This is a genomic window from Cupriavidus sp. D39, from assembly GCF_026627925.1.
GTDB classification, from domain to species: domain Bacteria; phylum Pseudomonadota; class Gammaproteobacteria; order Burkholderiales; family Burkholderiaceae; genus Cupriavidus; species Cupriavidus ulmosensis.
On record NZ_JAPNLE010000006.1, the window covers coordinates 75,649 to 87,232 of the forward strand.

Below are 11,584 nucleotides of genomic sequence, written 5' to 3' on the forward strand. Positions count from 1 at the left end.
GCCAACGCGCCGTCGCCGCGCTCCGGCGCCGCGCGACTGCCCTCGGTTTCCAGATCACCCAAGCCGTTCCACTGGCTTAAAAAACCCTGCGGCCCCAATTGTTTCTCAGGAGGCCTCAAGAACAGGCTGAGCGCCGCTGGGCGCAATCTGTTCCAGGCTGAGCCTTGAGATAGCGGAATCAAATCGCGCACCATTCCCGCCTAGCGATACGGTCGCTCGCTTGGCCGCACTGAGCAGTGTCGCCACTGCCGCAAACATGGGCGGCACTACGGCCAGCCTCGACAGGGGCCCGACAGGGTCATTGCCCCGATAAAATCGCCCCCGGCGCCGAACACCGGAACGGAGGCCGACGCGGTCTCCGGATCGCGTTCGCCATATGACACGGCCCATAAACGGTCGCGCACATCGTCCCATCGCTGGTCGTGCATTTCGGTGAATGCCCGCAGCACCTTGCCGGATGCGCCCCGATCGATCGGGAACTCTTCCCCAACCCCGATCGACACCCGCACAGCGCGCGCCGGCTCGGCACGATAGAGCACCAACCGGTGGTCGCCCTGGCGGACATAGAACGATGACGTCTCCCCGAGTTCCCGGCTGAGTTGCTCCAGCAGATGCTCCATGACGGGGCCCACACGATACGTTCTCTGGTAGATGGCCGCCAGCCGCAATGGCTGCGGGCCGATCGCGTACTGGCCGTCCTCCAGCTTGCGAATGAATCCGCCATGCTCGAGCGCCGTCAGCAGGCGGAGGACGGTGCTCTTGTACAGACTGGTCCGACGCGACAACTCGGTGAGGGTCAGCCGCTCATCGGTGGGGCCGAAGGCGCCAAGAATCGCAAACGCGCGATCCAGGACAGCTACGCCGCTGGAGCCCTCAGCGGAATCGGTGTCGGGTGCGGGCATGTTCTCTTCCTTTTGCGAAAGCCGCTCGTTGGCGGCGAAAAGTTCCATCTAGTAGAACACAGGTTCAGAAAAGATGGAAGGCGAGGGTATACCCTTATTATTTTGGTCTCTTGTCATGGTTAAAGTTCCTTGTGAGAGAACTACGTTCTTTTGAGTGAAACAACAAAGAGGCGCCAACGCCTCGTAACCACTCTGGCGGCTCCCTCCTGAACGCGAGTTCCCACAAGGCGAGACCCGACCGCATGGAGACATCGATGACACCAACATCCGCAACGACCGGCAGCGAGATTGCGATCGACTCGCATATCGAAGCGCGCGCAGTGAAGAAGGCCGCCTGGCGCTTTATTCCGCTGCTGGCGCTTGCCTATTTCTTCAACTACCTCGACCGCACCAGCGTCGGCTTCGCCTCCCTGACCATGAACCAGGACTTGGGCCTGACCGCCACGCAATTCGGCTGGGGGGCGGGGATCATGTTCGCCGGGTATTGCGTTTTCGAGGTACCGAGCAACCTGGCCCTCTACCGCTTCGGGGCGCGCCGGTGGATTGCGCGCATCATGATCACATGGGGGCTGATGGCGGCCGCCACCGCGTTGGCCACCGGGCCAACCAGCTTCTACATCATCCGGCTCCTTCTCGGGATCGGAGAAGCAGGCTTCTTTCCGGGCGTGATCTTCTTCCTAGCCGTCTGGTTCCCGGCGCGCTACCGCACGCGGGTCCTGGCCTGGTTCACCGTCTCCACGCCGCTGTCCTCCCTTGTTGGTGGACCGCTTTCGACGTGGCTGCTGCGGATGGATGGCGTACTGGGCTTGGCGGGCTGGAAGTGGATGTTCATCATCGAAGGGCTGCCGGCCTGCGTGCTCGGCTTCCTGGTGCTGCGTATGCTCGCCGACACGCCAGCCGACGCCAAATGGCTATTGCCGGAGGAGCGGGGTGCGCTGCAGAAGGCGTTCGAGCGCGAGGGAGCTGCCAGCGGCAAGAAGAAGGATTTCCGCGTCGCCCTCAAAGATCCGCGAGTCTATCTCCTTGCCATGATTTCGTTTGGCTTCACCATGGGCTCCTACGGCATCGGGATCTGGCTGCCGCAGATGCTCAAGGCTCACGGCATGAGCGTGATGGAAACCGGCTGGCTTGCCGCACTGCCGTACTTCTTCGCCACCATCGGACTGCTCTGGTGGGCCAAGCATGTTGACCGCAATGGGCGTCGCGTCGCCAATCTTGCCGTGGCGTTGGCGATTGGCGCGATCGCGCTGGGCGTCTCGACCTACTTCAAGACACTGACGCCTGCCATGGTCGGCATTACCCTGGCACTGATCGGCACGATCTCCGCGCGCACCATTTTCTTCACGCTGCCGGCGCGCTTCCTTTCAGGCCAGGCTGCGGCAGGCGGACTCGCGCTGATCAACTCGATCGGCGCCCTGGGCGGCTTCGCCGGCCCCTATCTGGTGGGCTACTTGAAGGACAGCTTCGGCACCTTCACTGCGGGCATGCTCGGCCTTGCCATCGTGCTGGCCATCACGACGCTACTCACGCTCTCGCTGTTCGCCCTCATTCGGGACGAATGACATGAAAGCTGCATTCAATCCCAAACGCCGGCTGCTGCTCGGTGCGGCCGCCGCCTCGCTCGCAAGCCCCGTGCTTGCCGATGCCCCACTTACAGCCGGCAAGGAAGGTTCCCATATGACTACCAGCAGCAACTATCTCCCGGTCCGTCCGGAATGGCTCGCCGCAGGCGCCGAAACAGCGCTGGAGCCGGATCTGCCGATCATTGACGCTCACCATCACTTCTACGAGCGTCCGGGCTGGCTCTACCTGCTAGACGATTATCTGGCCGACGTGCGTGCCTCGGGTCACAATTTCGAGGCATCGGTCTACATGCAGGCGCTGACCCGCTACCACACGAAGGGTTCGGTTTTCACGCGCCCGGTCGGAGAGACCGAATACGTTGCCGCTGTTACCGCGCATCCGACACCCGGCCAGCCCCAGGTTGCTAAAGGCATCATAGGTCACGTCGATCTTCGCCGCGGCGCCGAGGTGCGCGAGGTGCTCGAAGCCCATCTGGCAGCAGGTGACGGACGCTTTCGCGGCGTCCGTCACCTGACGACCTGGGACGCCGACTCGACACTGGTAAATCCGCTTAGCGCCGCGCCGCAAGGGCTATTGCTCGCCCCGGCCTACCGCGCGGGTGTGGCACAACTGGCACCGCTCGGCCTGTCGTACGACGCATGGCTCTTCTTTCCCCAACTGCCCCAGTTGCTTGACCTTGCCAAGGCGAATCCCGATACGAAGATCATCGTCAACCATTGCGGCGGCGTGGTGCGGATCGCCAGCTATGCCGACAAGCGGCCGGAGGTGTTCGAGCGCTGGTCCCGCTCGATGCGCGAACTGGCGCGCCTGCCGAACGTGTATGTCAAGGTCGGCGGCCTGGGTATGCGCATCAACGGCTTCGATTTCGAAAAGGCTCCGCAGGCCTCGTCATCGCTCCAACTCGCCGACACATGGAAGCCGTGGATGATGACCTGCATCGAGGCCTTCGGCGCGCAGCGATGCATGTTTGAGAGCAATTTCCCTGTGGACAAGGGTTCGTACCCGCTTGGCAACGGCTGGAATGCATTCAAGCGCCTAACTGCACAGGCCAGCGCCAGTGAGCGAGACGCCCTGTTCCGCGGCACGGCAAGCAAAGTCTACAGGCTGGACCCTCAACGATGACACATCACGGAGACAACATGACCCACGCAGTTCGCCCCGTTCTTTCAGCTACGCCGCAAGTTCGCCGTATTTCCTCGCTCACGCAAGCCGGTATGGTGGCAGGCTTGCTACTGCTGGGGACGCTGTTCACCGCTGGCACCACCGAAGCCAGGGCAGCCGATGCATATCCAAACCAGCCGATTCGACTAATCGTCCCGTTCCCGCCAGCCGGCGGCACGGACGTGTTGTCGAGACTGGTCTTCAACAAGATCGGCATGGCCACGCGCTGGAACGTGGTCGTGGAAAACCGAGCGGGCGCCGGCGGCAATATCGGTCTGGATTCGGTGGCTAAGGCGAAGCCGGATGGCTATACGCTCGGCATGGGACAAACCGCCAACCTAGCGATCAATCCCACCCTGTATCCCAAGATGCCGTACAACGCGCAGAAGGATTTCACACCGGTGGCGTTGGTGGCGGCACAGCCAGTCGTGCTCATTGTGCGCGCCGACACACCCTACAAGACGGTTGCCGACCTGGTGGCCGCGGCCAAGTTGAAGCAGTTGTCGATGGCGTCCGCTGGCACCGGCACGGTGGGACACCTGACAGGAGAAATGTTTGCCCGACGCGTTGGCATCAAGACGCTGCATGTGCCGTACAAGGGTGCCTCGCCTGCACTGACGGATTTGCTGGGCGGACAGACTGACTTCTATTTCGCCACGCCCCCCATTGCCATGCCCATGATCAAGGCTGGCAAGATCCGGGCGCTGGCGGTGACTTCGGCCAAGCGCTTACCGCTGCTCCCAGCGGTCCCTACGGTGGCGGAGTCCGGCTATGCTGGCTTTCAGGCGGAGGACTGGAAAGCCTTAGTTGCCCCCGCTGGCACGCCCCCGACGTCGTGGCGCGCCTGAACGCCGAGGTCAACAAGGCGCTGACGCAGCCGGACACCATCAACAAGCTGCGAGAAGAAGGCAGTGAGCCGCGCGGCGGTTCACCCAACAGCCTCGACGCCTTTATCCAGAGCGAGAACGCCCGTTGGGGCGACATCGTGCGTCAGTCCGGCGCGCGCGTCGAATAAACCATCCAGTCGCGCTACGGCGGCCGCACCGTCGTGGCGCCACGCCATCGGAAGCCAGTCATGCAAAAGCCTTTGCGCAATGTTCGCGTGCTCGACCTCACCAACGTGCTGGCCGGGCCGTTCTGCTGCCACCAGCTCGCCCATATGGGCGCGGAAGTGATCAAGGTGGAATCGCCCGGGACGGGCGACCTCGCCCGCCAACTTGGCGCCGACCCGGAACTCAATAAGGCGCTGATGGGCGTCTCGTTCCTGGCGCAGAACCCGGGCAAGCAGTCCATCACCATCAACCTCAAGCACGCACGCGGCAAGGAAGTCTTCCGCAAGCTGGTGCGCAGCGCTGATGTCCTGGTCGAGAACTTTCGTCCGGGCGTCATGGACCGCCTGGGCCTCGGCTACGAAACACTGAAGCAGGAGCATCCGCGACTGATCTATTGCGCGATTTCCGGCTTCGGCCAGGACGGCCCGCTGGCCGAATTGCCTGCCTACGACCAGATCATCCAAGGGATGTCCGGTGTGATGAGCATTACCGGCGATCCCGAGACGGCGCCTTACCGTGTCGGCTACCCCGTCTCCGACACCATCGGGGGCCTGACTGCCGCATTCGCGGTGGCGGCATCGCTGGCCGATCACCAGCGCATCGAGGGTTACTTCATCGACGTGTCGATGCTGGAAGCCACGCTCGCTACCATGGGGTGGGTCGTGTCGAACCACCTGATCGCCGGCCGGAGGCCGACCCCGATGGGTAATGAGAACATGACGGCCAGCCCGTCAGGCACGTTCCGCACCGGCGACGGCCTGCTCAACATTGCCGCAAACAAGCAGGAACAGTTTGAAGCGGTATGTCAGGTAGTGGGCCGGCCCGAACTGGCCACCGACGTACGCTTCGCGCAGCGCCAGGCGCGCCTGGCCAACCGCAAGGCGCTGACCGAGGCCCTGGAAGTGGAGCTGGCCAAGAAGGCCGCCGTCGACTGGTGGCCAATGCTCAATGCCGCCGGTGTGCCGGCGGGTCCGGTGCTGAGCGTTCCCGACACGCTGGCGCATCCCCAGGTGCGTGACCGCGGCATGATCGGCGAATTTGCCAATGCGCCGGGCGTTGGCCGCAATATCCGGGTAGTGCGCACCGGATTCAAGCTCAACCGCGAGGCGCCCGCAGTAGATTCCCCCGCCCGAACTTGGCCAGCACACACGCGAGGTGCTGGAAAGCCTGGGCTACAGCGACGCAGATATCAACCAACTTTGCGAGGAGCGTGCCATATGAGTGGCATCGACCATTCCCAGAACGCCGGCGACACCGGCATGGACGCCGGCCAGCGCCTCTCGCAGGACTGGTGGCGCACCAGCATCATCGACATGCGTCCCGGGGAGATCCGGTACCGCGGCTATCCCATCGAACAATTGATCGGCAGCGTGTCGTTCGCGCAGATGATCTGGCTGATGCTGCGCGGAGATTTGCCCAGACCCGCCCAGGGCGAGCTCCTGGATGCGGCGCTGATGGCCGCGGTCGACCACGGTCCCCAAGCGCCGAGCATCGCCATCCTTGCGGAGTGGGCCTGAATAATGCGATGGCTTCCGCCGTCAACGTCCTGGGCGATGTGCATGGCGGCGCGGGTGAGCAGGCGGTGGCGCTCTATGAGGATGTCGCCAAACGTATGAATGCCGGGAATACGATGGAAGACGCAGTCGCAGCAGCGTTACAACACTATCGCGACCATCATGGCAAGTTCGTCTCCGGGTTCGGCCACCGTTTCCATCCGCTTGATCCACGAGCGCCACGCCTGCTGGCATTGGTGGATCAAGCGGCGGCCAGGGGCGTAGTCAGCGGGCGTTTTGCAACAATCGCACGGGCCATCGAACACGCGCTCGCTGCCGGGCGCAGCAAGCCGATCCCAATGAATATCGACGGGGCCACCGCCGTGATATACGCGGAACTTGGTTTCCCTGCGCCACTGGCCCGCGGTCTGTTCTGCTTGTCGCGCTCCGTAGGCATCCTTGCGCATGCCTGGGAGCAGACCTGCCAGGGCGGGCGCAACAAGGGGCCGATCCCCCGTCAGTTCCTTTGGACCTACGACGGCACACCGCAACGAGATGTCCCCGAATCGCCAATCCGCTGAGCGCGCAAATAGCTCCGTAGATCGATTCGCCCACGCTCGAAAAGAGCGACGCGCATTGCCAAGCCATAATGAAGGACACAATGAAGTTGATGCGTTTCATCGCCGTCATTGCGGTCGTATGCCGTAGAACCAAGCAATTCTGTCACTCCGGAATCTGCCTGGAAGCTGCGCCGTATATAGAGGTCCGGCCGGTGAATTGACAATATTGCTTGCACTCCCCGCGAAGCGAAGTCGTCAATTCGTCCGGATTAATTTCGTCAATTGGCATCCTAGACTTCGAATCCCGCTCGTAAGGCATTGATCTTATGGAAGATTCTCTGCACATAGCGGAGCCGGTTGCGCTCGTCCGCCCGCGCGGCGCGCACCGCTTCGAAGCCTTCAGTCCGAAGCTGAAGCGGCGGCTCACTTTCTACCGACGCTGTGCGTTCGACCAATGGGTCTTGATCGAATCCGATCCGGCAATCGCCCACTTTTGTGAGCGTCCCGGGTTCATTCAGTTTCGCGGACGGCGATACCTTGCAGACTTCCTGGTCTCGCACTCCGATCGGCAGGAGTTGGTACTCCTGCCGAATCCAGTTATCGACGAAGAAAAGAAGGAGGGGCTCGAGTTGAGCGCTGATGTGCTCAATGTCCGGCTGGTCGACGCGGCCGAACAGGCAGCATCACGCATCTGGATCGACAACTGGCAGCGCATGCTGCCAAGTATCGTAGCCACGCGAGGTCTCGTGTCGGTGTCACTGCTCGACGCGGTCGAGCGCTTTGTCGCCAGTCCAAAGCCGCTTCTAGCCATCGAGCGCGAGTTCTCGAAAGGTGACCCAGTGCTTGTGCGCGCCGCCATCTTCAGTCTACTGCATACCGGTCGCGTGCATGCTGAGGAAATGCGGACCGACCCATTGTCGTGGATGACGAAGTTTGCAGTCGGGGAGGCCGGTCATGATTCGCCGCAAGCCTGAGTTTCAATCAATCGATTTGAGCGCGTGGCCAAGCATCGCGTGGACTGAGCTTGACGTCGCAGCGCGCGAGGTCACGAAGCGAAGAATAGAGGCCGTCGAGCGCTACGCGCGCGGCGAACGTGTAAAGGACATTGAGAAGGTAACCGGCGTCAACCGTCGACAGATCTATCGGTGGCTCGAGCGAGGCTTGGCTCCGCATCCTGACAGACGCATATTTGGATTCCGCGCCTTGTTGGCGCACGTGCGCGTCAATGAGTACGTCCGCATAAGTCCGGTCAATGGCCGACCCAGCGTAGACGGAAGTGGTAAAGCGGGCGCGTTCGCGCTTTTCTTAGAGCTCTTTCCGACGCTCTCGGGATGGCTGCTCCTAAAAGTAAAACAGCGCCGCGTGTCGCTCGAACAGGTTCATACCGATGGAAGACTACAGACACGCTTGGTTGGCCTGCATGTACTGCACGCGGAGTTTCTGTGGCAATGCCGGTCCCTCGGTCTGACGGCGGTGGACTACCCCTTCAATACGGATGGCCGTGCCATTCGGTCGCTATCCGCGCGGCTTAAAGTCGAGTTGCTGCGCAATTTCCGCACGGCGGCACGGGCAGCAGGCGCCACGCACCTGAAGGGGCTTCCGCACTACGACAAGTCGGACAGTCGGCCGGCCATGCGCCCCTATCAGGTCGTGGAGTTCGACGGTCACCGACTCGATATCCGGCTGAAGGTGGTAGTACGCGATGCATTGGGCTTTGAACATGAGTTCGAGATCGAACGCGTTTGGTTGCTCGCAATCATCGACGTCTGCACGCGTGCGGTGCTTGGCTATCACCTTGCGCTGGGTCGCGAGTATTGCCGCTACGACGTCATCAAGACCATCGAGTCGGCCCTGGAACCGCATCGACCGCGCGACTTCACGATTCCTGGATTGGTCTACGGTGCGCACGACGGCTTTCCCTCACAGCGCTTGCCGGAGCTCGCGTACACAACCTGGGAGTGGATGAAGCTTGACAATGCGAAGGCGAACCTCGCCAAGGAGACACTGGATGCCTTGTGCGAATTCGTTGGCTGTTGTGCAGACGCAGGGCCGAAGTACAGTCCCGATGATCGACCCTACATCGAACGCTTCTTCGGGACCATTGCGAGCAGACTGTCTTCCAGATTGCCTGGCTATACGGGTTCGCATCCCCGCGATTTGCGGCGCGCGCTGGCCGATCCCAAGGGAGAGCTACGCTTGTTTGTGTCGTTTGACGAGTTGGAGGAGTTGGTCGAATACGCGATCGCGAGCTACAACGGTACGCCGCATGCAAGCCTGAACAATGTCACGCCACTTGAGGCGATGGAGTATTTCATTCGGGGCAAGGAACAGTTGGTGACATGGCTGCCCGAACATCGGCGCCGCACGCTGTGCCTGATGCAATCGGCCAGGCGTTGCACAGTGCGCGCATACCTCGACCGGGGCGTTCGACCGCACATCAACTTGTATGGCGTGCGCTACACAAGCAGCATCCTGGCCTGCAGCACGGATCTGATCGGAAAGAGCCTGCTTATCTATCTGAATGCCGATGATCTTCGCTGTGTCCGTGCGTTCCAACCTGACGGCGTTGAGTTGGGGCTCTTGGAGGCGCAAGGGGGCTGGGGCGTGATGCGGCACAACCTGAAACTACGCCAGCAAATCAATAAGGAGAGGAAAGACAAGAAGCGGTCACGTGTGCCAGTCGAGGCGAATCCCATCGAGGAATACGTCCACGGAAAGCTGGCTCAGGCAAAGAAGACACGGAAGGCTGCATCCGAACTGGCGGAGGCAAAGCGAATTCTGTCATCTGCGCCGACGGTGCGAACTGCGCTGGGGCGGGGCGCATCTGCTGCGCAGCCCACAGCGAACGCAGCATCAGCGCCGACCTTAGACAAGACCTCCGAGCCGCAAACACCAACACGTCCGAAGAAACTGTCTATCGGTACTGGCCAAGTCTTTTAACCCTGACATTCGCGTGGGAGTCATCATGTCGATTCAAATACCGCGTCCGATCGATCCATCGCTGCACCCCCTGGTCACCGGCAACTATCGCATCGCCACGCCAGCCATCGAAGAACTCTACGAACTGGTCACTCGATGTCTGCGCTACAGGATGATGGGCGCGCTGATCTACGGCCCGTCGCGCATCGGTAAGACACGGGCGATCGAGTACGTGCGATTGCTGTTGGCACGCAATCATCCACGCATGACCAGCTATCACGCACGATGCGAACACAAACCGAGGCATGCCGAGGGACCGTTCTTCGCAAACCTGCTTGAAGCGGGCATCGCATCGCGGACGAGCGCAAACTCCGCCAGGCCGCCGATGCTGTCCTGGTCTTCATGCACCAGCATCCGATTGCCCAACACTGGGGGCGCGCCGATCTGGCATCATCGGACATGATGTCACTGGAGACCACGCGCACGGTCTGGCGGGCACGGGCCGATCCGCGCCGGCGCACGAAATCGATAGGCATGTACACGCATGTCCGCGACCGCTGGGGCATCTTCTACGACCAGCCGATCCTGCTCAATGAGCGGCAGGCCGGCGCGGCCATCGAGGGCGTCATCCGCCAGAGCGGATCGGAAGACGTGGCGCAACTGGCTGTCGATACCCACGGCTTTACCGATTTCGCCATGAGCCACTCCCGGCTGCTTGGCTTTGATCTTTGTCCACGGCTTGCGCATCTGCGCGACCGCCGTCTCCATGTGCCCAGGGACCACGACATATTGGCCGAATTGGCTTCGGTGACGGACACGGATGTCCGGCTGGATCTGATCGAGCACGCCTGGGACGAACTGGTCCGCATTGCGGCATCGGTGCAGAGCGGGCAATGCACCGCCGTCCAGGCGCTCACGCGCTTTGGCGCGGCGGCGAAGGGCCAGCCTGTCTATGAAGCGGGCGTGCATCTCGGCCGGCTGTTTCGCACCATCTTCCTGATTGACTATTTCACCATTCCTGCGTTCCGCCACGAGATGCAGCATGCCTTGAACCGAGGCGAGGCGGTCCACACGGTGCAGCGGGCCATCCACTACGGAAAGATTCCGCTCGAACTGACCCGGCATGATGCGTCGCTGGCGGCGGTGTCATCTGCCCTGACCTTGCTCTCCAATGCCGTGATGGCCTGGAACACGCTGCACATGCAGCGCGCGCTCGATGCCATCGAGGCGATCGGCGGCGAAGCCATGCGCGCCGAAGACCTGCGCCAAATTGCCCCGACTCATCTGGAAGGCATCAACCTGCGCGGCACCTTCGACTTTCCGATTGCACGCTATGCCCATCGCCTCCTGCCGAACGTCGCAACGGCGCTGGATCAATCAGCCCTGCATCAGCAGGCCAGTTAGAGGCAGCGGAACCGGGACCAGGCTTCTTGGCCCATCACGCTTCACCGGCCGTCGAGCTTCGCCGAGACGGCACGTGCCAGCGGTTCGATCACCGCGCGACGACGCTCAATCATGCTGGCCGGCCCTTCGCTGTAGACCTCGCAGTCAAGCCGGGCGCCACCGCCGGGAGCTGGCGTCAGGAGGATGCGGCCCAGCTTGCCGATTGCCGCATGCGACAGATGGTAGACGAAGGTGCCTCCTGGCATGAGCTCGCGCTCAACCGCTACATCCTACGGCCAGACAAATGACGAAGTGGCCATCGATTGGCTCCAGTTGGGGTTCGAGGCGGAATCGTGGAGGCGCTGCCGGAGGGACTGAGCAACGCGGCGCTCCCTATTGTAGAACGCCTACCGCCGGGCGCCTCGCTTGGTTGCAGCGCTACACCGGCCCTCTGATGTTCGTCTACTGGGACAGAGCCCAGATTTGACTAGAATCGGGAAATTTCCAGGGAAATTTTCGCATTGCTCCGA

General features: G+C 62.0%; 5 protein-coding genes and 6 pseudogenes. 9 read left to right on the forward strand and 2 right to left on the reverse strand.

Annotated elements, in window-relative coordinates; all coding sequences use genetic code 11:
- Positions 1 to 105 precede the first annotated feature (105 nt).
- A pseudogene (locus OMK73_RS04465) lies at positions 106 to 902 on the reverse strand (IclR family transcriptional regulator).
- Positions 903 to 1,156: 254 nt separating this feature from the next.
- Here OMK73_RS04465 and OMK73_RS04470 point away from each other — a divergent pair.
- The 9 genes and pseudogenes from OMK73_RS04470 to OMK73_RS04510 form a co-directional block, all read left to right on the forward strand.
- Positions 1,157 to 2,464 carry an MFS transporter gene (locus OMK73_RS04470; protein ID WP_267600956.1) on the forward strand — a complete coding sequence of 436 codons (1,308 nt, stop codon included), beginning with the start codon at positions 1,157 to 1,159 and terminating at the stop codon, positions 2,462 to 2,464.
- Position 2,465: 1 nt separating this feature from the next.
- A complete protein-coding gene (locus tag OMK73_RS04475; RefSeq protein WP_267600957.1) occupies positions 2,466 to 3,608 on the forward strand; it encodes an amidohydrolase family protein in 1,143 nt (380 codons plus the stop codon).
- A 92-nt stretch (positions 3,609 to 3,700) separates the two neighbouring features.
- Positions 3,701 to 4,662, forward strand: a pseudogene (locus OMK73_RS04480) (Bug family tripartite tricarboxylate transporter substrate binding protein).
- Between the two features lie 60 nt (positions 4,663 to 4,722).
- A pseudogene (locus tag OMK73_RS04485) lies at positions 4,723 to 5,920 on the forward strand (CaiB/BaiF CoA transferase family protein).
- Positions 5,917 to 6,773: pseudogene (locus OMK73_RS04490) on the forward strand (citryl-CoA lyase). Before OMK73_RS04485 ends, OMK73_RS04490 begins: the two co-directional pseudogenes overlap by 4 nt.
- Positions 6,774 to 7,213: 440 nt before the next feature.
- The gene (locus tag OMK73_RS04495; RefSeq protein ID WP_324291655.1) at positions 7,214 to 7,726 is read left to right on the forward strand and encodes a hypothetical protein; all 513 of its coding nucleotides are present in this window, start codon (positions 7,214 to 7,216) and stop codon (positions 7,724 to 7,726) included.
- A complete protein-coding gene (locus OMK73_RS04500) occupies positions 7,707 to 9,692 on the forward strand; it encodes a helix-turn-helix domain-containing protein (protein WP_267600959.1) in 1,986 nt (661 codons plus the stop codon). The genes OMK73_RS04495 and OMK73_RS04500 overlap by 20 nt, the downstream gene beginning before the upstream one ends.
- A gap of 25 nt (positions 9,693 to 9,717) precedes the next feature.
- Positions 9,718 to 10,014 (forward strand): annotated as a pseudogene (locus tag OMK73_RS04505) (ATP-binding protein); the annotation flags it as partial.
- A 5-nt stretch (positions 10,015 to 10,019) separates the two neighbouring features.
- Positions 10,020 to 11,075: pseudogene (locus OMK73_RS04510) on the forward strand (Tn3 family transposase); the annotation flags it as partial.
- 41 nt (positions 11,076 to 11,116) lie between these two features.
- On the opposite strand, the gene OMK73_RS04515 reads toward OMK73_RS04510, so the two are convergent.
- Complete coding sequence (locus OMK73_RS04515) at positions 11,117 to 11,320, reverse strand: hypothetical protein (protein ID WP_267600960.1); 204 nt, start codon at positions 11,318 to 11,320, stop codon at positions 11,117 to 11,119.
- Positions 11,321 to 11,584 lie beyond the last annotated feature (264 nt).